Here is a 22016-nt window from a genome sequence, read left to right on the forward strand (position 1 = left end):
GTTTTCCGACTGTTTAATAAGTCTTAGAGTATTCCCCGTGAAGGGGATAACTTTATGAACTTTACAAACCTTATAAACTTTATAAACTCATTTATTCTTTCATTTTCTTTCTCAATTTCTCGCTTGCACGCATGGAGCAGAAGTGTTCACCGCACATGGAACAGAAATGTGCTTCCTTGTGTCCTTCGGCGGGTAAGGTTTCGTCGTGGAAACGGAGAGCTTTTTCAGAATCCAGTGCAAGGTGGAACTGGTCTTTCCAGCGGAATTCGAAGCGGGCTTTACTCATGGCGTAATCACGATAATAGGCAGCCGGATGTCCCTTTGCCAGATCGGCGGCATGGGCGGCGAGTTTAAAGGTGATCACTCCTTCTTTCACGTCGTCCCGGTTGGGGAGTCCTAAATGTTCTTTCTGCGTGACATAGCATAACATAGAGGTACCGTACCAGCCGATCATGGCTCCGCCAATGGCAGAGGTGATATGGTCGTAGCCGGGAGCGATATCCGTAACAAGCGGTCCGAGCGTGTAGAACGGCGCTTCATTACAATATTCAAGTTCGAGATCCATGTTTTCCCTGATTTTCTGCATCGGCACGTGACCGGGACCCTCGATAATAACCTGCACGTCGTGTTTCCATGCAATCTGAGCGAGTTCGCCCAAGGTTTTCAATTCGGATATCTGTGCCTCGTCGTTCGAATCAGCGATACATCCCGGGCGTAACCCGTCACCGATAGATACCCCGACATCGTATTTTGCCAGTATTTCGCAAATATCTTCAAAGTGATCGTACAAGAAACTCTCCTGCTTGTGCGTGGTACACCAGTGTGCCATGATAGCCCCTCCGCGGGACACGATACCCGTGAGGCGTTTCAGCGTCAAGGGTACATGATGCCAGCGCAATCCGGCATGAATGGTAAAATAGTCAACGCCCTGTTCTGCCTGCTCGATTAGCGTGTCGCGGTAGATTTCCCATGTCAGGTCTTCTACTTTGCCCCGTACTTTTTCCAATGCTTGGTACAAAGGTACTGTTCCCACGGGCACAGGGGAATTGCGGATGATCCATTCCCGCGTTTCGTGAATATTCTTTCCGGTAGAAAGATCCATGATCGTATCGGCACCCCAGCGGAAAGCCCACGCGGCTTTTTCCACTTCTTCCGATATGGAAGAGGTAATCGGGGAATTACCGATATTGGCATTGATCTTCACGAGGAAATTACGTCCGATGATCATAGGTTCGCTCTCCGGGTGATTGATGTTTGCCGGGATAATGGCACGTCCGGCAGCCACTTCTTGGCGCACGAATTCGGGCGTGATATATTCCGGGAAGTTAGCACCTAAAGGTTCCCCCTTTTCCTTTTTATAGTTTTCCCTAATTTTATCGACCAGTTGATTCTCGCGGATAGCAATAAACTCCATTTCCGGGGTGATGATACCCTGTCTAGCGTAATACATTTGTGATACGCGATGCCCCGGTTTTGCCACTCTGGGAGTCGTGTTCACGTGCTCGAAACGAAGAGCGTCCAGCGATTTGTCATTCTGGCGCATCCGTCCGTACTCGGAACTTAAACCGTCTAATTTTATGGTATCATTCCGGTCGGCAATCCATTGTTCCCTGATTTTGGGCAATCCCTTGTGCAGATCCACTTTATGGTCCGGATCGGTATAGGGACCCGATGTGTCGTAAACAACAACGGGTTCGTTTTCAACTTTTTTCCCGTCGATATCAATCGTCGGGGAGAGGGCGATACGACGCATCGGTACTTTGATATCGAACATCTCGCCTTTCACGTAAATTTTCTCTGAACCCGGTAGCGGGCCGCTTGAGATTTTAAATTGTTCCATGTTTATATTTTTGATTTATGATTTTAGATCTATGATTTCAGATTTATAATTTACGATTTAATGATATTTGGAATCTAAAATCGTAAATCATAAATCTAAAATCAAATCATCCTCCCTGTACCGCCTTAATGATAATGATTTTGTTTCCGTCCTGTAAAACGGTTTTATTCCAATCCGGGCGGGGAATAACGGAGAAATCCACGGCAACGGCGATGTTATCCGTTTTGATGTCGTTGGCTTCCAATACTTCAGGAAGTGTTGCCCCGGCGGGGCATTCAAATACTTTGTCGTTTATAAATACCTGCATCGTTTTAATTTTTAAATTTAGAATGAAAGAATTGAATTAAACTTTAATTCCCGAAATGGGTTGTCATTTTCAATTTTTCATTTTCAATTTTCAATTTCTTCAAGGGATTCTATAAAACGGCATTCAACTTGTATTATAACTCTTTCCCTACGCCGGCATTACCCGGATCAGGTTCATGGGTATAATCTCAGCCCGTTGTTTTCATCTGCTAATGGTCTTAGTCAGACAGAAGTGTCGGGAAATTTCCCTTGCTTCTTAGGCACCCCTTCAGAATATTTCACGACAAAGCTACAATAATATTTTAATATGCGGAATATTTTGGAAAGAAAATAAACGTTTCTTTACAGGATGGCTAGTTGAAGACCGTTGAAATCAATCAATTGTACCTGTTTACCCTCCATGGCAATCATTCCCTCCTTGATCATTTTGTTGATTTCTTTAGAGAGGGCGGGACGAGTGACGCACAGGTATTCGGCGAGTTGCATGATATTATGTTCGATCAGGACTTTATTATTATCATCTTTGGCGTGTTCAAAGAGATAGGTGATAAAACGTCCCCGCACGCTTTTCTGGGAGAGAGCCCGAAGACGGGAAACGGTACAACGGTTGCAATTACCCGTTATCTGGAGAAATTTCTTCAAGATGCTCGGTTCTTTGCTGATTAATTCAAACAGCGAGGCTTTGGTAACCGTGAAATAAATACCTTCTTCCACGACCGTGAAGGTGGCGGGCAACAGGCTGTCGGCACTGAATAAATGTGGTGTGGCAAACGCACGGGGAGCAATGATATTCTCGATCATTACTTCATTACCCAAAGCGTCGAATATGTCTACCCGCAAACGCCCTTTCAGCAGTACCATAAGGTTCTTGCAGATCGTGTTCTGTTTGGCAATCTGTTCGTTTTTGCTGATATTGTAAACGGAATAATCCAATTGTTCCAGTAATGAATCTTTTATGTGAGAAGGCAAATCCCGGAAGAGAGGGATTTGGAATAATAATTCTTCGTGTTCCTTTGTGAAAGTGATTAAATTCATTGCCATTGAATTACTGGTTTACCGTGCAAATATAAATAAAAGTTTGTCTTCGGCAAGTTACAAGTTGCCGAAGGCAAACTCCCCGTGAGTGAACTAATCCAAATTGTACGTGTGAACGCTCACCCCTTGTGCGGATGGAAGGTAATTGATGCCGTACCAGCACATTTGCAAAAGAACGAACGAAACGAGTAATATACTCAATGCCATTCTGTGTTTCCGGTTCCGGTGGAGTCTGAAGTGGATATATACCAGATAGGACACCCATGTCGTGGCTGCCCATGTTTCTTTCGGGTCCCAGCTCCAGTAGTGTCCCCATGCTTCTTTTGCCCACACCGCCCCGAATAACATTCCCAAGGTCATAAAAGAAAGTCCCACGTAAACCAAATTGTCACAGAGATCCATTTCCTGTTGTGTGGCTTTTTTCTCTTTCTTGAACCATAACAAGTAAATTGCCATGATCGCGGCAGCACCCAGCATGGCATAGGCGAACATATAAACGATCACGTGAGGGGCAAACCACGGGCTCTGCAAGGCGGGCATTAACGTCTTGTTATGTATTTCCGGTTTGAATATATTGATACAGATGAACACGATGGACAGGACGGTACTGAAAGTGAGTATCCATTTATATTTCCAACGGGCATACGTGATGATTCCCGCCAAGGGCAAAAAGAACGAATACCACAGGCGGGTTTCCCCCATGGTACGCATGGGCGGACGTTCCAGTGAAATCCACATGCTTACGATAAAAGCGAAGAACACCAGCAATCCCGTGATTGTACACCCGAATGTCAATCCCGGGTGCCTGCCTTTCCATGCACTTATCGCTCCCGCTCCCCAGAAGCATAAAGCTATAACGGCAAATATTGGAAATTGATCCCACGTCATACGTTTTCCTCCTTTCTTTTTCCGGCTATCGTGAACATGCACACGGCTCCCGCTATCATCATCCATATACCCGTGTAAACCAAGGGTAACCACGGGTCTTTGACTATTTCCAAAATACTGATTTCACTCCATTTGCCCTTACTCTCGTCGTAGCTTAGCTGGTATATCTTCCAACCTTCTATTTGATAGGGCTTGTTTACCTCGATCGTTGCCGAGTCTTTACGTCCGCTCCGCGTGTACACGGTCACTCGCGAAGCGAAACGACGGGGTTCCCGGTCGGGCATCACCAGACTCATTTTTTCGTTCAGGCGTATGGCTTTGTAAGGGAACAGGAAGCTGCCGCAACTCACCCAACCTTCCTGCCGTTCTCCGGTTTGCCGATTCTCTGCTTTCGCGTACAAGGCGTAGGCGGCTCCCATGGAATGAAATTCCACGTACTTTACTGTGTCTTCCGTGGCGACTCTTGCCGCCGAGGGCAAACGTTGTTCAATGGTTATATGCCAATCCTCTAAATCTCCCGATAAAACAGAATCTTCCACGAGTATATTTTCGGCTTTTCCTTCGGGGATCACCTTACCCGTTTCATTATCGATGAGCATCAGTTTCGGGGGATACTCGTCAATCGTGAAATCGTGAAGTTCTATGGCAAGTGGTAATTCCATCAGTTTCTGGTCTTCATCAAAAGCCCGCCATTCGGCTTTGCCGATGCTGGTTTGCATTTTCAACCGCTGCATATCGGCACTTCCAAGGATGGCTCCCGTGAGAGCTAGAAAGAGTCCCATATGATTAAGTATAAACGGAATATCTCTTGGCTTGAAATGCCGGATACGACGCAATGTTACCATACCCAACAGCGTGATGAACCATACCAGCAACAAGGAAAATGACCACGCCGACAGCATTTGATGAAAACCGAGCCAACCGGCAATTCCCGTGACGTGTACTTTCTCGTTGACCTGCAACGTGAGCCCCATGATAACAGTGATGATCACGGCGGCTATCATGGAAGTCACTGCCGCCTGATAACCGCTCATCCACCGGAAAAGATATACTTTCCGGGACAAAAGAGAAGCCGCGATAATTAAAACGAGATAGACCAATCCAAGAATTAAATTCACCGGATAGGCTAAAAGATCCAAATGTACTTTACCTAAAACAATTTGCAGGAGAGTTCCCACGAGGAACAATCCCCCGCAAATCGCGAATCCTTCTTTATATCCCCAAGGTTTCTGCCACATACATATTTTACATGCTTACTCTCCAGTTTTCCTTCGCTTTCGCGAGCCACTGGGGGACAATCGTGTTCATGAACTTTTCTTTCGCTTCTTTTTCTTTCTTGATATCTAACCCGATATATGCCTGTGCTTTTTCTTTTGTAGAGATATCCGGCATGGGAACATTTTCCAAATGACCGTTCTTGGCCAATACTTTAGAGATAGCCAACCGGGCTTGCATCGCTTTGTCAACTCCATTACCCAGTATACGTTGTATTTCTTGCGGCGCATGGAACGAACCGCCATGAGAGGCTACACCGAAATCCCATCTCCATTGAGCCTGACGCAATAATTTCAGACTTTCTTTCATTTGTTCATCGGTAGCGCCGTTGTCCCAAGCGTATTTTGCCTCGATGTGTGCTTTTGCCAGTTCCTGTTCCAGACGGTTACGGGTTTCATTGGCTTTGCGTTGGCGTTCGTACACGTTATTACGCAGGGTTTCCTCGCTTTCGCGGTGACAAACCTGACACGTGCGGTCTATCATTGCCAATGGGCTTTGGATATGGTGGTCGCTGAATTTCATGCCGCCTTCACTCTTGTACGGCATATGGCAATCGGCGCAAGATACTCCCCGTTGCCCGTGAATACCCATTTGGGCGATCTCGTAATCCGGGTGCTGTGCTTTCAGGATCGGGGTTTTACTGAGCGCGTGTATGTAATCATAGAATTCCGCTTCGTCATAGTAAGTTTCCATGTCTTCTACCGTGAAACCTTTATCCCACGGGAAAGTCAGGTATTTGCCGTCGCCTTTGAAATAATATTCCACGTGGCATTGTGCGCATACCAGAGAACGCATTTCCTGTGGGGTGGCTTTATCAATATCTTTGCCTTGGCGGGCAAATGCTTCCCGCAGAGCCGGACGACTGATATGCAGGTTCATGTTTTCCGGTTCGTGGCAATCGGCACACCCGATCGGGTTCACGATCTCGCTTCCCATGGCAGCCCATTTATTGCTGTAAAAGTTTTCAACCCCGATAGCCTCCATCATGCGGGGCACGTCCGGGCTCTTGCATGTCCAGCAGGTAGCGGGTTGCGGTCCTTCCTCGGCAGTCATGGGGCTGCCCACGCGGAGGGTATGACGCATATCGTCGATAGCGTGCATGTGTCCCCGGGGAGTGGAATAATCTTTGGAGAACGCGTATCCCGCCCAGAGTATCACCATTTCGGGACGTTGTTCCAATACATCCACTGCCTCGTTCCCGTTAAATTCGCTCTTGAAATCCGTCTTGATTGTTTCCGTCCACGTGTTGTATTCACGGGGATAGTTTTCCCCGAAAATCTCGTTACGTGCTTCAATACCTTTTATCTCGACTTTCTTGTTATTGAAAACGCTCACGATTTCAGCCTGACGATCCATAAGTGCTGAAACGAGCAATCCCAATACGAAAACGACAACCATTGTTCCCCCGAACAACAGCCATCCTTGCCATGATTTTAGTTTCTTTTCCATATATAATTAGTTTGTTATTGTTTCATTAATTTCTTTAGCCAAGCCGGGGCAGGGGATTCCGGGTAAGGAACCAGAGCCGCCGGGGTAGAGGAAAGACTGTTTTTCCCGCCGTGAGGAACATCCCGGTGACAGTCCCAGCACGCTTTGCCTTCACCGACTTGTGCCATCATGTAGTCAACGCGCCCTGTCTTCACGAACTCCGTGTTTAATTGCGTGTGACAACGGATGCAATTGTTCATGATCACTTTTGAACTCTCCGGAATGGCTTGCAATACTTGCGGTTCACCTTTCGCCAGATAGACCGCCACGTGGCGCATCCCGTCCATTCCTTTGAATACCCATTTCTTCACGAAGTTGTCATGTGGTACGTGACAATCGTTACAGGTAGCGTCGCGGCTGTGCGAACTATGGAACCACGTGGCGTAATAGGGTGCCATGATATGACAATTCACGCAGGCTGACGGATCGTCACCCAGATAGGTGTGTGCCCGCAGCACGTAAAGGAATAGCATACCGCTTCCGCTGATCACTCCCAGTAAAACGATAGATACTATCTTCCACCTGCGGGAAGGTAATACTCGATTAATTATGGCTTTCAGTTTCATCTGCTATATGGTATAATTTTAGACAAAAATACGGAATTAATTAATACGTGTGTGTAATCAAAATTACACTTTGATAAATTTCTTGTGAAGAGTCGCCTTCGGCGAGTTGCAAGTTGCTTCACTAGCGTTTATGACAGTATTCCAACTCCTCCTCTGTTTATAGAGGAGGTGGCTGCGAAGCAGACGGAGGAGTTTGTTGATTAGGAGATTCAATGATTTTAGATTGAATGATTCCAGCCGCACTAGCAACGCTTCGTAAATCACGGAATCGACAATCATTGAATCACTGAATCAAAAAACTCCCTCCCCCCTTCGGGGTACTCCCTCTATAAACAGAGGGAGAGCTAAGATACAGTCTTGCACGCTAGAGAAGCAACCTGTAACTTGCCGAAGGCAAATGCAACCTGTAACCTGCAACTCGCCGAAGGCGAACAATGTTCACTCCAGTAACAGCTCCGTGTTCCATCGGTGTTTCTTCATGTCCACGCACCCGTTTTTCTTGAAGGTTACTCCTTCTTCAATCAACAATTCCTTTTGTTCCGGCCAGTTCGGGGCTATTCCCCCTTTGTGATTTACAACCCGGTGGCAGGGAAGATGCAGGTCAGCCGGGGCGTTGAACATGGCTTGCCCGACCATTCGGGAGTATTGAGGTCTGCCCGCTAAACGGGCGACACCGCCGTAGGTAAGCACTTTTCCAAAAGGGATTTGTTTCACGATTTCGTAAACTTCCGGGAAGAATTCTTCGCGTGTACTCTTGTCAGGCATATTATTCAATTCATGTTCACGGGGTGAAGATAGTAAATATATTCAATACTAGCCAATTAATGGGGCTTCTCGAATATTATTTAACGAACGTTTATTGATACTGCAAATATAAGATTTCTATTTAAAAAAACAAACAGTCATCAAAAGTATTTAATTACTTCATTTCCAAAACATAGAATGATACATGCGGAATCAAAGTACTGTCCGGTTATCATGGATAAAAGCTATCGCATAAAACCTTCTTTTTTTAGTATTTATTTGAATTGGTGTTTTACTGGCGAGAGGGAGTAAGATGGATGTATTTGCACTATAAATAAGCGTGTTATTTTAAATGAAATGTGTATGATTATATTAAAAGTGTTTAGATCAAAGAATAAGCTGGTTTACTTCAGTTTGGCCAAGAAGTACAATACCACCCCGTGGTACGTGTATAAATTGGCACATGGTAAACGAGTTCGAATTACCGGAGTTACGCATGAAATATTAAACGAGCTGAGAGACCTGAATATTATCGAGAATATCCGGGTATGAGAGCTGGTTGCACGGGGCTGGCTATATTCTCATTAAGCCAGCCCTTTTTTACTGTCTCATCAATTTACGGGTAAGTACCTCCGGATCATGGATGTATTCGGGCAGGTACTCTACTTTGTTCGCCCTCGACGGGCAAATATCTATACCGCCCCGGCGGGTGTAAATACACGTTATCGAGAGTATTTCCGGGTTGAATTTATCCCATAAGCGTTTGTACGTCATTTCGCAGATTTCCTCGTGGAAATGGTTCTCGTTCCGCAGGGAAACGATGTATTTTAGCAGGGAAGCGTTGTTCGGCAGGCGGGAACCTTTCATTCGAATATAGATGCTTCCCCAATCCGGTTGCTTCGTGATCTTGCAATTACTGCGCAATAAATGGCTGCAAACCTTTATTTCACCTTCACCGGGCGTGTTTTCTTCCAGAAGAGCCGGGGTTTCGTCGTATTCCGTGAATGACAGGTCTTCCGCGTTTTTATCGTTTTCCAGCAGGGCATAGCCGTTGAAATCGAAAAACAATTCTTCCGGTTCCTGTTGGAAGAAAGAAATATCTACCCGTGTATCCAGAATTTGCTCCAAGTCGGATTTCACGATTCGGGTAAACAAGTCAATCCCTTCCGCCATGTTTTCCCCGAGGCGGGTCATGTTGAGCGAATTGAGGTAAAGTTTTAAGGACTTGCTCTCCACTATATTCGGGCTGCCCGCCGAATACACGATCTTTAGCACCCCGCACACGGGAAGTCCTTTTTGGGTTAAGAATCCTGCCTCGTAAGCATGCCATGTGTCATATCCCCGGAAAAGTTCTTCCGGGAGATGAATATCGTATATCACCCGGTTCAGACTACGGGGAACCGGAACGAGAATCAACGGGCAATAATCCGTGGGGTAGGCAACTTGCTGCCCGAGTACCTTGGCTTCTATTCCCATGACTAAAAGTTTTGCATGTTATACAATTTCGTGTATATACCGTTCTGTGCCAATAATTCCTCGTGGCGTCCCTGCTCGACGATTTCTCCTTCGTGGAACACGCAGATCAGGTCTGCATTCCGGATCGTCGACAGGCGGTGGGCCACGACAATGGATGTACGATTCTTCATCAGGTTATCCAATGCTTCCTGCACGAGTTTTTCCGATTCGGTATCCAGAGCCGAGGTTGCCTCGTCAAGAATCATGATCGGGGGATTCTTCAGTACGGCACGCGCGATGCTTAAACGCTGCCGTTGTCCGCCGCTTAATTTCCCGCCGCGGTCACCGATATTAGTCTGGTAACCTTTTTCCGTCTGCATGATGAAGTCGTGGGCGTTGGCAATCTTGGCGGCTCTTTCCACTTCTTCCGGAGTGGCGGTTTCCACGCCGAACGCGATGTTGTTGAATATCGTGTCGTTGAACAGGATCGGGTCTTGGTTCACGTTCCCCATCAATGCCCGCAGGTTTTGAGTAGAGGTATCTTTGATATTTATACCGTCAATCGTTATTTCTCCTTTCACGACATCGTAGAAGCGGGGGAGAAGATCGACAAACGTGCTCTTGCCCGAACCGGATTGCCCCACGAGTGCGATAGTCTTGCCTTTCGGGATGGTTAAGGTCACGTCTTTCAGTACCAGATGATCCTGACGGTAAGCAAAGTTCACGTGTTTGTATTCAATCTGCCGGTTAAAATCTTTCAGCGGCTTCGGGTTCTCCGGCTCTTTTATCGTGGATTCGGCGTTAAGTATTTGGTCGATACGATCCATGGCTGCCTGTCCTTTCTGTATACTGTACAATGCCGTGGAGAATTGTTTTGCCGGGTTGATGATAGAGTAGAATAGCGCAATGTACGCGATAAAATCCTGAGCCTCCATGATCGGGGAATCTCTCAAGATAAGGTACCCCCCGAACCAAACCACGATAACCACGACGATCGTTCCGAGAAATTCACTCATCGGGTGAGCGAGTGAACGCCGACGCATCAATTTGTTCATGATCCGGCGGTAGTCCTCGTTCAAGTTAGAGAACGACCGATCTACCTTTTTCTCCGCGTTAAAAGCCTTGATAATACGTAAACCGGAGAGTGTTTCCTCGATATTGGACAGGATTTCTCCCATTTTATCCTGTCCCTCTTTCGACCTCTTCTTCAGTGATTTACCTACTTTCCCGATCAGGAGTCCCATGACAGGCAACAGTACCAGTACGAATAAGGTCAATTGCCAACTCATGAAAATCATCGTGCTCAAGTAAATCAATATCAATATAGGGTTCTGGAAAAACATTTCCAGCGAGTTCATGATCGAGTTTTCCACTTCCTGCACGTCACCCGTCATGCGCGAAATGATATCCCCTTTGCGTTCTTCCGAGAAGAAGGGGAGCGGGAGCGATAAAATCTTCCGGTAAATCATGCGGCGAATATCCCGGACAACCCCGTTCCTGATAAAGATAATCTCGTAAGAAGCCATGTAAGAAAACCCGGTTTTGAAGAGAGCCGCCAACGCGAAGAAGCCTCCCGCGACCAGTAACGTGGTGACTGGTCCGATCGTATCCCGTCCTAACGTGACATAGTAGTACAGGATATTTTTCAGCGTGGTCATATTCATCGCGAATTCAGGCAATTCCTTCACGTCGGATTCCGTCCGGAAAAGGATGCCCAAAACGGGTATCAATATCACGAATGACATCGAACCGAATATGGCGTGCAATATATTATATAGTATATTCTTGGTTAACCTTGCCTTGTAAGGAGGAATAAATCTTTTCAGTATCTGGATAAAATCGCGCATGTATTCCGTTTATAATCTCCCCGTGTAGTTGGAGGGAGTGATTTGTTTTAATGCTTTCTTCAACTCGGGGGACACGTCCAATGTATCGATAAATTCGGCAATGGATTGTTGTGTCACTTTACTGTTGGTGCGGGTGAGTGCTTTCAACGCCTCGTACGGGTTCGGGTAAGCCTCTCGCCGCAGGATGGTCTGGATGGCTTCCGCCACGACAGCCCAGTTTTCCTCCAAGTCTGCCTCTATCGCCGGTTTGTTGATAATCAATTTATTCAATCCTTTCAGTGTTGATTTGAACGCGATTACCGTGTGAGCCAAAGGCACCCCGATATTACGCAACACGGTAGAGTCCGTCAAATCTCTTTGCAGGCGGGATATCGGCAATTTATTGCTCAGGTGATCCAGTATAGCGTTTGCCATACCGAGATTGCCTTCCGAGTTCTCGAAATCGATCGGGTTCACCTTGTGGGGCATGGCGGACGAACCGACTTCCCCCGCTTTGATTTTCTGTTTGAAATAAGTCATGGAGATATACGTCCAGAAATCACGATCCAAATCAACCACTATCGTGTTGATACGGCGCAGGTTGTCGAACACGGCGGCAAAGTTGTCGTAGTTCGAGATTTGCGTGGTGTATTGTTCCCGCTCTATTTTCAGCTTTCGCGTCAGGAAGTTATTGGCAAACTCCGTCCAGTCGATCTCCGGGTAAGCCACGGTATGGGCGTTAAAGTTTCCGGTAGCCCCGCCGAATTTTCCGGAGCAGGCTACTTTCTTCAACAATTCCAGTTGTTTGCTCAGGCGATACACGAATACCTTTATCTCTTTCCCCAAGCGGGTGGGTGATGCCGGTTGCCCGTGAGTCTTTGCCAGCATGGGCACGTCTTTCCATTCTTCGGCAAGTTCTTCCAGTTTCGCTATCAGTTCGTCGATGAGCGGGTAATACACGTCATGGATAGCATCCCGGAAAGAGCAGGGCACAGAGGTATTGTTTATATCCTGTGAGGTCAGTCCGAAATGGATAAATTCTTTGTACTCGTGCAGGTTCAATTGATCGAATTTCTCTTTGATGAAGTATTCCACGGCTTTCACGTCGTGGTTCGTGACTTGCTCGATGTCCTTCACCTTTTGTGCGTCTTCCACGGAGAAATCGAGGTAAATATCTTTCAAGCTATCGAACAGCGCGTGATCGAATCCTTTTAATTGCGGCAATGGAAGCTCGCAGAGAGCGATAAAATATTCAACTTCAACCATCACCCTGTAACGAATCAAGGCACTCTCGGAAAAGTAGTTCGCCAACCCTTCGACTTTATCTCTGTATCGTCCGTCGATAGGGGAAATTGCTGTTAATGCTTGCATAATATACTTTAATTTTTAATTGTTTCTCTCGCGAAAGTACAAAAAAGTTCGTAAAGTTTATGAGGTTCGTAAAGTTTATAAAGGAGGGTGGCAAAAGTCATCTTGAACTCCCTCCCCCCTCCGGGGTATTGAGCCCGGAAACCGGTCTCGAACTGTCTCTCGCTCGGTAACAAAGAAGCAAGCTTCTCCGTTACCCTCGCTTACTCGCCAGTTTCCCTCTATAAACAGAGGGAGAGCTGAATTACTCACCGTCTTCGGTAAATGTCACCAGCTCCTCCTCTGTTTATAGAGGAGGTGGACGCGAAGCGGACGGAGGAGTTCAATCTAAAATCTAAAATGAATACCCCCTCCCTCTTCCACCCTTAGGAAAAATCAAAAAAATCCCTTAAATTTACACGAATTTTAAAGGTAATCGGAACATGAACTTCTTCCAAGGATTTTCTAAAGGAATAAAGGCGTACGGTGAAGCCGTGAAACTATTGTTTTCCGGGCGTTTCTGTTATTTCCTTTTATTTCCGGTCGTGATAATTATCGTGCTGTTCGCGGCGGGGAATTACGCTGTTTCCTGTATCGGGGGCGGACTTTCCGAGACGGTGGAACAGCAGGTTATGGATTGGGTTTCCGGCATTTCGTGGTTGAGTTGGGTTTCCGGTACGGTAGGTTTTATCGTGCGGTTGCTCGTGCGTGCCGTGTACTACATCCTGTTTATTTCTTTCGGGGGATACGTGGTGATGGTCGTGATGTCGCCCGTCTACTCGTGGCTTTCCGAGCGCACGGAAGCGCGTCTTTCCGGGCGGGAATACCCGTTCAATTTCGGGCAGTTGGTGTGGGAAATCGGGCGGGGCATCGTGATCTCCTTGCGTTGTATGATATTTCAATTTATATTGACCGTTCTCTTGTTTTTCCTCTCTTTTATCCCGCTGGTCGGGTTGGTCACCCCGGTGCTGACGTTCGGGGTAAGTGCCTACTTCTACGGTTTCGCCTTCATGGATTACGCCGTGGAGAGGAAGCGTTTCCGGGTGCGGGAGAGTGTCCGCTATATGCGGCGCAATTCGGGAATGGTTGTCGCGATAGGGGCGGTATTTACCTTATCGTTGATGCTCCCGTTTATACGGGTAGTGGCGTGTAGTTTTGTATCTTTATTATCGGTAATCGCCGGGACGGTTGTCGTGAATGAAACATTAAATAAAAAGGTCGAGAAATGAAAAGATTGTTGCTTTGCATCGGTTTGTTGTTTTGTCTTCTCTCTGCGAGCGCGACGGGGAATAAGGCTATCGTGTACAAGGTGGATATAAAAGACGAAATCGGTCCGGGCATCTGGCGGCTGGTCAAGAAATCGTTCGACCGTGCCACGGAGGAGCGTGCCGATTACGTGTTGATTCACATGAATACCTACGGGGGAATGGTGGTATACGCCGATTCCCTGCGCAGCCTGATCCTGAATTACCCGAAACCCGTGTGGGTATTTATTGATAATAACGCGGCTTCTGCCGGGGCTTTGATTTCCATCGCCTGTGACAAGATATACATGCGGGAGGGGGCGAATATCGGTGCGGCTACTGTGGTCAACCAGACGGGAGAGGCTATGCCGGACAAGTACCAGTCGTACATGCGTTCCATGATCCGCGCCACGGCACAGGCGCACGGCAAAGATACGGTGACGGAGAACGGCAAGACGGTTGTCCGCTGGCATCGCGACCCGCGCATTGCCGAGGCGATGGTGGACGAGCGTGTGGCGGTGGAAGGTGTTTCGGACAGCGGCAAGATATTGACTTTCACGCCACACGAGGCGATGCAGCACGGGTATTGTGAAGGAGTCGCCGAGAGCGTGCCGGAAGTGATACGGGAAGCGGGCGTCACGGATTACGAGTTGCGGGAATATCGCCCCACGACGATGGATCGGTTGATCGGTTTCCTGATCAGCCCGATTATACAGGGACTCCTGATCATGGTTATCATCGGCGGCATTTACTTTGAATTGCAGACTCCCGGGGTAGGTTTCCCGCTGGTTGCCGCCGTCACGGCATGTTTGCTTTACTTCGCGCCGTTGTACTTGGAAGGGTTTGCCAATTACGTGGAAATCATCTTGTTCGTCGTGGGACTTGTCTTGCTCTTGCTGGAAATATTTGTCATACCGGGATTCGGCGTGGCGGGAATACTCGGCATTCTTTGCATCGTGGGTTCCTTGGCGTTATCCGGCATTGACAACTTTACCTTTGAATTTCTGCCCGATTTCGCGGGGGCAATCATCCGTTCACTGTTCTTCGTTATCAGTTGTTCTCTGATTTCCGTCGTCGGCAGTATTTGGTTAAGCCGCAAGTTATTCGGTTCCCGTCGGTTGAACTTTGCCCTTCACGCGGAACAGCGGGTAGAGGAGGGATTCGTGGGCGTGGATATGACCGTGAAGGAAGAAGTCGGGAAAGAGGGCGTAACATTCACGGACTTGCGCCCGGTGGGTAAGGTGGAAATCGGTAACGACATTTATGATGCCGTTTCCAACACGGGAGTGTTTATACAAAAAGGGGAGAAAGTAAAGATCATAAAGTATCAGGCGGGACAGGTTTACGTGGAAAAGCTCGTGCCATGAATCCAATCAGATGCTTGAAGAAAGTCGTTTACGTCGTTCTGGCGTTTATGATAGGGTGGTACGCGTATCCCTTGTTCAAGGATGCCGGTGCGGCAAAAACTTTTAATCGAGCCGCACGCTATTACAATAAAGGGAAATATGCCGATGCTGAGAAGTATTTCCTGATCGCGGCGAAGGACAGCATTCCGGAGGCGTATGTCAACTTGGGCATGATGTACTTCCGCGGCACGGGAGTGGAAAAGGATTACAAGAAAGCGGAATCTTGGTTGCGTTTGGCTGCCGAACACGGGTTTGCCGAAGCCCAATTCTGTTTGGGCGTGATATATCTCAAAGACGAAAGCAAATGTAGCATGCCGAAAGCCTTGCGTTGGTTTCTCGCCGCGGCGGTAAAGGGTGTACGGGAAGCCTCTAACAATCTGGGGGTGATGTACGAATACGGTTTGGGCGTACAGCGTGATACCGTGCTTGCCCGGATGTGGTACGACGTGTCGAACGAGTAATTCAATGATTTCTTGATTTATGATTGTTTTGGGAATCACTCAATCATAAATCAAGAAATCGTAAATCATAAATCAAATAAATTCCAACAACACCGCGCCGCACGAGTACCCGCCGCCGAAAACGGTCAGTCCCACGAGGTCGCCTCGCTCCACCCGGTCGAGGTTTTGCGAGAGGGCGATGCCGCAACTGGGACAACCCGTGTTGCCCACTTCCCCGATGTTCGACAGGATACGATCTTCCGGGAAGTCGATTTGCCGGGCGATCGTTGCCATGATTCGTTTGTTTGCCTGATGGGGGGCGATATATTTCAGGTCTGCCAATGTCTTGCCGTTGCTTTCCGTCACTACTTGCAAACCCTCGATCATGTAGTGGCAGGCATTGATAAACACGTCGCGTCCCTCCGGCATGCCGATGCCCCCGTGGCGCGGGCGCAGGTACACGGCGGTGTCCGCCTTGCCGATATGTCCCAGTCCCCGCGTGAAGATATCTAGTATCTTCGCCGCTTTTTCACCTTCCGGCGAAGTGGATATAGCGATGGCGATAGCACCGTCACCCCACAGGTGACCGCTCTGGGGACAACTCTCGTTGCAGTATTCCGTGTTATGCTCGGAGGCGACCACGATAGCTTTCGTCGCCTTGCCCATGGCGAAATACCCTTGCACGATCTCGATGGCGTTGATGAATGACGAACAAGCCGAGGAAACACTCAGGCATTTTGCCGCCCGCGTCGTGTACGCCCGCTGGATGGCGTGAGCCGCCGTGGCAACGGTGTCATGCGGGGAATACGTGGCAGCCACCACCAGATCGGTGTCCTCGATGGCGAAAGGCAGCTTGTCTTTCAGCCTTGCCACGGCTTCGAGAGCCATGGTATTCGTGTTTTCGCCTTCTCCCGCTTTGCTTCTGGTTTTGATTCCCGTTCTGCTGAATATCCATTCATCGTCCAGACCGTTCACGTCCTTGAAATAGGAATTGGGAACTCTCGCTTCCGGTATGTAATGTGCTATGGCGTTGATATATAGATCCATTTTTATAATGTGTTGTGATTACTTTTTGATAATCCCGTGAAATAATATATTAATATACTCGTTGATAATTTGAGGGTTTGGTCGATGATCATATTCCCGGATAAAACCAAATTCAAGGCTTTTAAAAACGGATTGCAGCGAGTTTGCCAGACGTCTGGGTTGTTTGATCGAGAATATCCCTTTATCCGCCCCGTCCTTTAAGATGGCGTACAAAAGTTCAATCTCCTGTTTGTCTATATTCTTTCTCAAGATATCGATTTTACTGTTGTTGTGTAAAAAAGTTTCCTTGATCGGCAGGCTTCCACCCATGAGTTCCGCGATTAAATTGAACCGTTCCTTTATATATAACTTCAACCGTTTGTCGGCGGGCAAGGCCGTGCGTACTGCCTGTTCCAGTTTTTGGTTTATCAATACTATTCTTTGATCCACGATGTGGTTAAAAATCTCTTCCTTGCTGTTAAAATGCGTGTACAAGGTACGCCTGCTAATCTTGGCGGCGTTGGCGATATCTTTCATCGTGGTCCCGTAGAAACTCATCTCGATAAACAATTTTTGTGCCACGTTGAGTATTTTATCTTTCGTTATTCGTAGGCTTGTTCTCATTTTAATTTCACAAATTGGAAAAAGTGTGCAATTATAATCAATAATTCGGGATATGCAAAATTAAGGGAAAACAAGTTTTCCCGGTTTATAAGGTTCATAAGGTTTATAAAGTTCATAAAGTGACGGGTGTCCTTTGAACAAGATTAAAACGGCAGCTCATGCTGCCGTTAGTATAGTACCCCGCAGGGGGCAATAACTTTATAAACCTTATAAACTTTATGAACTTTATAACTTCTGAAGTGTTAAATTATATTTTTACCCGAAGATATGACAAATGTCATGTTTTCATCCCCCGCCGGGGGGTATATTCGCGCCCGAAATTAAAATCAAAATCAATGGTAAATATATTATTAAAAGAAAAGCCGTTTACCCGCGAGTGGTTCAAGACATACGCCTTGTTGGTCGGCGGGGCTTTCGTGTTAGCGCTGGGGTATAGTTGTTTCATGGCACCGTACAAGATTGTTCCGGGAGGAATATACGGTATCACGATAGTGTTGCAGCACATGTGGGGATTCCCGATAGGTATGGCAGCGCTCTGCTTCAATTTACCGTTGAGTTTAATCGGTTTACGGGTATTGGGTTCCGGTTTCGGGGTGAAGACATTTATTTGCTTCATTCTGGTTGCCGTGTTCTCCGACAGTCTTCCCGCCCTGTTGTTGACTTTGATGGGTGAACCTATCCCGGTGAGCGGCACGTTGGACCCGTTCAAATTGGGTGATGAAGTGTTGCTCGCCTGTATCTTCGGTGGGGTGGTCATGGGTATCGGCGTGGGCATGATACTGAAAACCCGCGCGTCCAGCGGCGGTACCGACGTGCTGTCGAATATCCTGCACAAGTGGACGCATCGCCCGCTAGGGCAGTTGCAGATGTCCGTCGATTCCTGCATCGTGGTTTTTGGTTTCCTCATGTTTCAGGATTGGAAAGTGCCGATGTATTCTTGGTTGTCCATATTCCTGATGGGAAAGACGATCGATATGATTCTGCAAGGCTTTGACAACGAGAAGAGTTTCTTTATAATCTCCGATAAAGTGGAGGAAATCCGCACCTATATATTGAACGACCTGCACCGCGGTGGTTCAATCGTGCCGCTTCAAGGGATGTACAATCGTGCCGAGAAGGAGATGATCATGACCATGATAAACCGTCGTCAGATGGCTGTTTTACAACAAGCTATCTATAAGATTGACCCGAATGCTTTCGTGACAATCTTTGATGCACATCAGATACTGGGTGAGGGGTTCAAGAGGTTGGATTCATAGAACTATACCTTGTCAGTTGATCAATCTTTTCGCTATAATTGGTACCTCCATTCCCGCTATCATGAACGTATCATGAACCAATCATGAACGTAAATTTGCGTTTATGATACGTTCATGAAATGTAAATGCTTGATACGTGTGAGTGGGTAACGGGGAGGTGATGGTTGTTCAATGGCTTGCAAGAAGTTGATATCGCTTTTTTAATCTTGTAACTTATAAATTGCTATAGGAAAATATTTTTATTAACTTGCGGCGTTTTTAACATGAACGTGAAAGATGATGAATAAACGTGACGTCGGTTACCGGGCTAAATTACGCTTTTCCCGTTGGAACAGGAAAGGGTATGCCATTTTCGCCTCGCTGGGGCGGGAGGTGTGCATCGGGCGGTTGGCGATACATATTTGTGAAATGGCGTTGCGGAAATCATCGAGAAAAGGCGTGATCGTGAATCTCGCGGAGGCGTTCGAACGAATGGTGACGACATTCGAGGAATATGCGGAAAAGGTGACGCGGGCGTGTTGCCCGGTGGTTCCCGCGCGTGTCGATGCTATTAATACCGGGAGTTACGGGAATTATGATACGAGAATGAAGGTACGTCCGGCTGTAAAGGTGGACGTACCTTTTTTATTGAAAACAAATTAATTTATGATTTATGAATTACGATTCGCGATTAGAAAAGCGTTAGCAGACGGGAGGGAATCATAAATCATAAATCCAAAATCTTAAATAGATCGGATGATAGAGAAATTGAAACAGAAGGTCTTCGAGGGAGGACAGATCACGAGGGAGGAAGCGCTGGCACTGGCTGCCGCGGGGGATAAGGCGGCGTTGTATGCTGCCGCGGGGGAGATACGCGATCGGTTTGCCGGGCGTTATTTCGACACTTGTTCCATCGTGAACGCGCGGTCGGGACGGTGCTCGGAAAATTGCAAGTGGTGCGCGCAGTCGGCAGTTTTCAAAACACACGTGCAGGAGTACGAGCTGATTGACGAGGAGAGTTGCGTGGAGTTGGCTCGATTGAACGCGAAATACAAGGTGAACAAGTTTTCGTTTGTCACGAGCGGGCGTGCGCTGTCGGACAAGAATATCGACCGCCTGTGCGGGTACGCCGAGAGGATAAAACGAGAGATGAATATCAACCTGTGTGCCTCGATGGGGTTGTTGAGCAAGGAACAGTTACGCCGACTGAAAGAGTCCGGTATAACCCGCTACCATTGTAATCTGGAATCGTCGCCGAGGTTTTTCGCCACGTTGTGCTCGTCACACACGCTAGAGGAGAAGATACAAACGATTCGTGCCGCGCAGGAGGTGGGGATGGAGGTTTGTTCGGGCGGGATTATCGGCATGGGCGAAACGATGGAAGATCGCGTGGAACTTGCCTTGACGGTGCGAGAATTGGGCGTGAAGTCAATACCGATGAACGTGTTGAATCCCATACCGGGTACCCCGCTGGAGGGTATGCCGCCGCTCGCGGACGACGAGGTACTGACCACCGTTGCGGTGTTCCGCTTTATCAACCCGGACGCTTTCCTGCGCTTCGCGGGGGGACGCGTGCTGATCGCCCATATCGAGGAAAAAGCCATAAAAGCGGGTATCAACTCCGCCATTCTCGGCGATATGTTGACCACCGTAGGCTCGAAGGTGATGGAGGACATGGAGAAGGTGCAAAGACTAGGGTTTACAATTGAAAATGAATGAATGCAAGAGTTTATAAGGTTCATAAGGTTTATAAAGTTATAGACCGTCGTGGGGCGCTTTGTTCACGGCAGCTTGAGTTGCCGATAAGCCTTGTCCGAAGGACACCCGTCACTTTATGAACCTTATGAACTTTATAAACCTTATAAACTTTTAGTTATAATGAATACGGCAGAATTATTGAAGTTTGACAGGGAGCACGTGTGGCACCCGTACACGTCGACGATAGATCCGCTCCCGGTGTACCCGGTGAAAAGGGCGGAGGGTGTTTATATCGAACTGGAGGACGGTACGCGGCTGATTGACGGTATGTCGTCATGGTGGTGTGCGGTGCACGGGTACAATCACCCGGCGTTGAATGCGGCGGTCGAGGAACAGTTGAAGAACACGTCACACGTCATGTTCGGCGGGTTGACGCACCGTCCGGCGGTGGAACTGGCGGAAAAGTTGCTGGAAATGGCCCCGCGGGGGATGGATAAGGTGTTTTACAGCGATTCCGGTTCGGTTGCCGTGGAGGTTGCCATGAAAATGGCTCTGCAATACTGGTACGCTGCCGGGAGAGAGGAAAAACGCTATTTCCTGACGATCACGAAAGGGTATCACGGCGACACGTGGAACGCCATGTCGGTATGCGATCCCGTGACGGGGATGCACAGTATTTTCCGGGGGACGCTGCCGATGCAGTATTTCGTGCATCGACCGGAAGTGCGTTACGGGGAAGTGTGCCTGCCGGAACATATCGAGGAATTGAAGCAATGCCTGCGCAATAATCACAACCGTATCGCTGCCGTGATACTGGAGCCGATCGTGCAAGGTGCCGGGGGGATGTGGTTCTACTCGGCGGACTACCTGCGGCAGGTGCGGGAGTTGTGTGACGATTACGGCGTGTTGCTCGTGTGCGACGAGATCGCTACCGGGTTCGGTCGCACGGGGAAGATGTGGGGGGTGGATCACGCAGGAATCGTGCCGGACATCATGTGTGTCGGCAAGGCACTCACGGGCGGTTACATGAGTTTTGCCGCCACGATGGCAACGGAGAAGGTGGCAACGTGGATATGCACGGGAAACCCGGGTGTCTTCATGCATGGTCCCACGTTCATGGGTAACCCGATGGCGTGTGCCGTGGCGAATGCTTCGCTGGACTTGATACGGGGGTATGACCTTCCCGAAATGATCGGGCGGATAGAGAGCCAGTTGCGCGTGGATTTGCTGCCCGCACTCGAGTATCCAAACGTGGCGGACGTGCGCGTGCTGGGGGCTATCGGCGTGGTGGAGATGAAAGACGCTGTGAACATGGGTGTCCTGCAAGCGGCTTTCGTCAGAGAGGGGGTATGGATTCGTCCTTTCGGGCGGCTCGTGTACGTTATGCCGCCGTATATTATTCGGGCGGAGGAACTGAGGCGGTTGACGTCGGCGTTGTTGCGGGTGATCAAGTATTTCAGGTGAGGCGGCAGTTTAATTCGCCTTCGGCGAGTTGAAGAGAATTACCGGTGTTCGAGTTGAATGATGAAAGAATATAATAAGGTGAAGTTATTGGAAGCGGAAGCAACTT

The 22016-nt window shown here is 48.1% G+C and carries 21 protein-coding genes; 8 read left to right on the forward strand and 13 right to left on the reverse strand.

Annotated features, from left to right (window positions below):
- Positions 1 to 91 precede the first annotated feature (91 nt).
- From thiC to H8S64_RS05585, 8 genes are all read right to left on the reverse strand, one after another.
- Positions 92 to 1840: a phosphomethylpyrimidine synthase ThiC gene (gene thiC / locus H8S64_RS05550; protein WP_186975293.1), complete on the reverse strand. Its 1749-nt coding sequence runs from the start codon at positions 1838 to 1840 to the stop codon at positions 92 to 94.
- 106 nt (positions 1841 to 1946) lie between these two features.
- Complete coding sequence (gene thiS, locus H8S64_RS05555; RefSeq protein ID WP_186975294.1) at positions 1947 to 2147, reverse strand: sulfur carrier protein ThiS; 201 nt, start codon at positions 2145 to 2147, stop codon at positions 1947 to 1949.
- Between the two features lie 341 nt (positions 2148 to 2488).
- The gene (locus tag H8S64_RS05560; protein ID WP_099294529.1) at positions 2489 to 3181 is read right to left on the reverse strand and encodes a Crp/Fnr family transcriptional regulator; all 693 of its coding nucleotides are present in this window, start codon (positions 3179 to 3181) and stop codon (positions 2489 to 2491) included.
- A gap of 93 nt (positions 3182 to 3274) precedes the next feature.
- On the reverse strand, positions 3275 to 4069 hold the full coding sequence (locus H8S64_RS05565) for a cytochrome c biogenesis protein (RefSeq protein WP_099292337.1): 795 nt from the start codon (positions 4067 to 4069) through the stop codon (positions 3275 to 3277).
- The gene (locus H8S64_RS05570; protein ID WP_186975295.1) at positions 4066 to 5307 is read right to left on the reverse strand and encodes a cytochrome c biogenesis ResB family protein; all 1242 of its coding nucleotides are present in this window, start codon (positions 5305 to 5307) and stop codon (positions 4066 to 4068) included. Before H8S64_RS05570 ends, H8S64_RS05565 begins: the two co-directional genes overlap by 4 nt.
- 7 nt (positions 5308 to 5314) lie before the next feature.
- Entirely contained in the window at positions 5315 to 6793 is a 1479-nt protein-coding gene (gene nrfA, locus H8S64_RS05575) for an ammonia-forming cytochrome c nitrite reductase (protein ID WP_099292339.1), read from the reverse strand.
- A gap of 14 nt (positions 6794 to 6807) precedes the next feature.
- A complete protein-coding gene (gene nrfH / locus H8S64_RS05580) occupies positions 6808 to 7398 on the reverse strand; it encodes a cytochrome c nitrite reductase small subunit (protein ID WP_186975296.1) in 591 nt (196 codons plus the stop codon).
- A gap of 438 nt (positions 7399 to 7836) precedes the next feature.
- Positions 7837 to 8163 (reverse strand): MGMT family protein, encoded by a 327-nt coding sequence (locus H8S64_RS05585; RefSeq protein WP_099292341.1) that lies wholly within the window; start codon positions 8161 to 8163, stop codon positions 7837 to 7839.
- 342 nt (positions 8164 to 8505) lie between these two features.
- Between H8S64_RS05585 and H8S64_RS05590 the strand changes: the two genes are divergently transcribed.
- Positions 8506 to 8694, forward strand: a complete 189-nt coding sequence (locus H8S64_RS05590; protein WP_099292342.1) for a hypothetical protein — start codon at positions 8506 to 8508, stop codon at positions 8692 to 8694.
- 48 nt (positions 8695 to 8742) lie between these two features.
- On the opposite strand, the gene H8S64_RS05595 is transcribed toward H8S64_RS05590, so the two are convergent.
- Genes H8S64_RS05595 through purB form a run of 3 tightly spaced genes read right to left on the reverse strand, consistent with a single transcriptional unit; the run spans position 8743 to position 12794 of the window.
- Positions 8743 to 9618, reverse strand: coding sequence for an NADPH-dependent 7-cyano-7-deazaguanine reductase QueF (locus H8S64_RS05595; RefSeq protein ID WP_186975297.1), 876 nt, complete (start codon positions 9616 to 9618; stop codon positions 8743 to 8745).
- 2 nt (positions 9619 to 9620) lie between these two features.
- Entirely contained in the window at positions 9621 to 11444 is a 1824-nt protein-coding gene (locus tag H8S64_RS05600) for an ABC transporter ATP-binding protein (RefSeq protein ID WP_099292344.1), read from the reverse strand.
- Between the two features lie 9 nt (positions 11445 to 11453).
- Entirely contained in the window at positions 11454 to 12794 is a 1341-nt protein-coding gene (purB, locus tag H8S64_RS05605; protein ID WP_186975298.1) for an adenylosuccinate lyase, read from the reverse strand.
- Between the two features lie 419 nt (positions 12795 to 13213).
- On the opposite strand from purB, the gene H8S64_RS05610 reads away from it, so the two are divergent.
- From H8S64_RS05610 to H8S64_RS05620, 3 genes are read left to right on the forward strand one after another with little or no spacing between them, the layout of a single operon-like run.
- Positions 13214 to 13999: an EI24 domain-containing protein gene (locus H8S64_RS05610; protein ID WP_186975299.1), complete on the forward strand. Its 786-nt coding sequence runs from the start codon at positions 13214 to 13216 to the stop codon at positions 13997 to 13999.
- Positions 13996 to 15381 (forward strand): NfeD family protein, encoded by a 1386-nt coding sequence (locus H8S64_RS05615; RefSeq protein WP_186975300.1) that lies wholly within the window; start codon positions 13996 to 13998, stop codon positions 15379 to 15381. Before H8S64_RS05610 ends, H8S64_RS05615 begins: the two co-directional genes overlap by 4 nt.
- Positions 15378 to 15881, forward strand: coding sequence for a tetratricopeptide repeat protein (locus H8S64_RS05620; RefSeq protein WP_099292348.1), 504 nt, complete (start codon positions 15378 to 15380; stop codon positions 15879 to 15881). Before H8S64_RS05615 ends, H8S64_RS05620 begins: the two co-directional genes overlap by 4 nt.
- 72 nt (positions 15882 to 15953) lie before the next feature.
- Here the strand turns inward: H8S64_RS05620 and H8S64_RS05625 are convergent, their stop codons facing one another.
- A complete protein-coding gene (locus H8S64_RS05625) occupies positions 15954 to 16907 on the reverse strand; it encodes a 3-oxoacyl-ACP synthase III family protein (RefSeq protein WP_186975301.1) in 954 nt (317 codons plus the stop codon).
- Positions 16908 to 16925: 18 nt separating this feature from the next.
- The gene (locus tag H8S64_RS05630; RefSeq protein WP_186975302.1) at positions 16926 to 17510 is read right to left on the reverse strand and encodes a TetR/AcrR family transcriptional regulator; all 585 of its coding nucleotides are present in this window, start codon (positions 17508 to 17510) and stop codon (positions 16926 to 16928) included.
- Positions 17511 to 17845: 335 nt separating this feature from the next.
- Between H8S64_RS05630 and H8S64_RS05635 the strand changes: the two genes are divergently transcribed.
- The 4 genes from H8S64_RS05635 to bioA all read left to right on the forward strand — a co-directional run bounded on the left by H8S64_RS05635 (position 17846) and on the right by bioA (position 21910).
- The gene (locus H8S64_RS05635) at positions 17846 to 18769 is read left to right on the forward strand and encodes a YitT family protein (RefSeq protein WP_186975303.1); all 924 of its coding nucleotides are present in this window, start codon (positions 17846 to 17848) and stop codon (positions 18767 to 18769) included.
- Between the two features lie 276 nt (positions 18770 to 19045).
- Positions 19046 to 19411: a hypothetical protein gene (locus H8S64_RS05640; protein ID WP_099292352.1), complete on the forward strand. Its 366-nt coding sequence runs from the start codon at positions 19046 to 19048 to the stop codon at positions 19409 to 19411.
- A 93-nt stretch (positions 19412 to 19504) separates the two neighbouring features.
- Positions 19505 to 20467 carry a biotin synthase BioB gene (gene bioB, locus H8S64_RS05645; RefSeq protein WP_099292353.1) on the forward strand — a complete coding sequence of 321 codons (963 nt, stop codon included), beginning with the start codon at positions 19505 to 19507 and terminating at the stop codon, positions 20465 to 20467.
- A gap of 159 nt (positions 20468 to 20626) precedes the next feature.
- Complete coding sequence (bioA, locus tag H8S64_RS05650) at positions 20627 to 21910, forward strand: adenosylmethionine--8-amino-7-oxononanoate transaminase (RefSeq protein WP_186975304.1); 1284 nt, start codon at positions 20627 to 20629, stop codon at positions 21908 to 21910.
- The last annotated feature ends 106 nt before the right edge of the window (positions 21911 to 22016 follow it).

This window comes from Butyricimonas hominis, assembly GCF_014287455.1.
Classification (GTDB): domain Bacteria; phylum Bacteroidota; class Bacteroidia; order Bacteroidales; family Marinifilaceae; genus Butyricimonas; species Butyricimonas muris.

What these genes read in the sequence shown, in the direction of transcription:
- H8S64_RS05635 (WP_186975303.1), top strand. Translation starts at nt 17,846, where the DNA reads ATGGTAAATATATTATTAAAAGAAAAGCCGTTTACCCGCGAGTGGTTC.
- H8S64_RS05615 (WP_186975300.1), top strand. Translation starts at nt 13,996, where the DNA reads ATGAAAAGATTGTTGCTTTGCATCGGTTTGTTGTTTTGTCTTCTCTCT.
- H8S64_RS05570 (WP_186975295.1), bottom strand. Translation starts at nt 5,307, where the DNA reads ATGTGGCAGAAACCTTGGGGATATAAAGAAGGATTCGCGATTTGCGGG.
- H8S64_RS05590 (WP_099292342.1), top strand. Translation starts at nt 8,506, where the DNA reads ATGATTATATTAAAAGTGTTTAGATCAAAGAATAAGCTGGTTTACTTC.
- nrfA (WP_099292339.1), bottom strand. Translation starts at nt 6,793, where the DNA reads ATGGAAAAGAAACTAAAATCATGGCAAGGATGGCTGTTGTTCGGGGGA.
- H8S64_RS05585 (WP_099292341.1), bottom strand. Translation starts at nt 8,163, where the DNA reads ATGCCTGACAAGAGTACACGCGAAGAATTCTTCCCGGAAGTTTACGAA.
- H8S64_RS05610 (WP_186975299.1), top strand. Translation starts at nt 13,214, where the DNA reads ATGAACTTCTTCCAAGGATTTTCTAAAGGAATAAAGGCGTACGGTGAA.
- bioB (WP_099292353.1), top strand. Translation starts at nt 19,505, where the DNA reads ATGATAGAGAAATTGAAACAGAAGGTCTTCGAGGGAGGACAGATCACG.
- H8S64_RS05595 (WP_186975297.1), bottom strand. Translation starts at nt 9,618, where the DNA reads ATGGGAATAGAAGCCAAGGTACTCGGGCAGCAAGTTGCCTACCCCACG.
- nrfH (WP_186975296.1), bottom strand. Translation starts at nt 7,398, where the DNA reads ATGAAACTGAAAGCCATAATTAATCGAGTATTACCTTCCCGCAGGTGG.
- H8S64_RS05625 (WP_186975301.1), bottom strand. Translation starts at nt 16,907, where the DNA reads ATGGATCTATATATCAACGCCATAGCACATTACATACCGGAAGCGAGA.
- H8S64_RS05600 (WP_099292344.1), bottom strand. Translation starts at nt 11,444, where the DNA reads ATGCGCGATTTTATCCAGATACTGAAAAGATTTATTCCTCCTTACAAG.
- bioA (WP_186975304.1), top strand. Translation starts at nt 20,627, where the DNA reads ATGAATACGGCAGAATTATTGAAGTTTGACAGGGAGCACGTGTGGCAC.
- H8S64_RS05620 (WP_099292348.1), top strand. Translation starts at nt 15,378, where the DNA reads ATGAATCCAATCAGATGCTTGAAGAAAGTCGTTTACGTCGTTCTGGCG.
- H8S64_RS05560 (WP_099294529.1), bottom strand. Translation starts at nt 3,181, where the DNA reads ATGAATTTAATCACTTTCACAAAGGAACACGAAGAATTATTATTCCAA.
- H8S64_RS05640 (WP_099292352.1), top strand. Translation starts at nt 19,046, where the DNA reads ATGATGAATAAACGTGACGTCGGTTACCGGGCTAAATTACGCTTTTCC.
- thiS (WP_186975294.1), bottom strand. Translation starts at nt 2,147, where the DNA reads ATGCAGGTATTTATAAACGACAAAGTATTTGAATGCCCCGCCGGGGCA.
- H8S64_RS05630 (WP_186975302.1), bottom strand. Translation starts at nt 17,510, where the DNA reads ATGAGAACAAGCCTACGAATAACGAAAGATAAAATACTCAACGTGGCA.
- thiC (WP_186975293.1), bottom strand. Translation starts at nt 1,840, where the DNA reads ATGGAACAATTTAAAATCTCAAGCGGCCCGCTACCGGGTTCAGAGAAA.
- purB (WP_186975298.1), bottom strand. Translation starts at nt 12,794, where the DNA reads ATGCAAGCATTAACAGCAATTTCCCCTATCGACGGACGATACAGAGAT.
- H8S64_RS05565 (WP_099292337.1), bottom strand. Translation starts at nt 4,069, where the DNA reads ATGACGTGGGATCAATTTCCAATATTTGCCGTTATAGCTTTATGCTTC.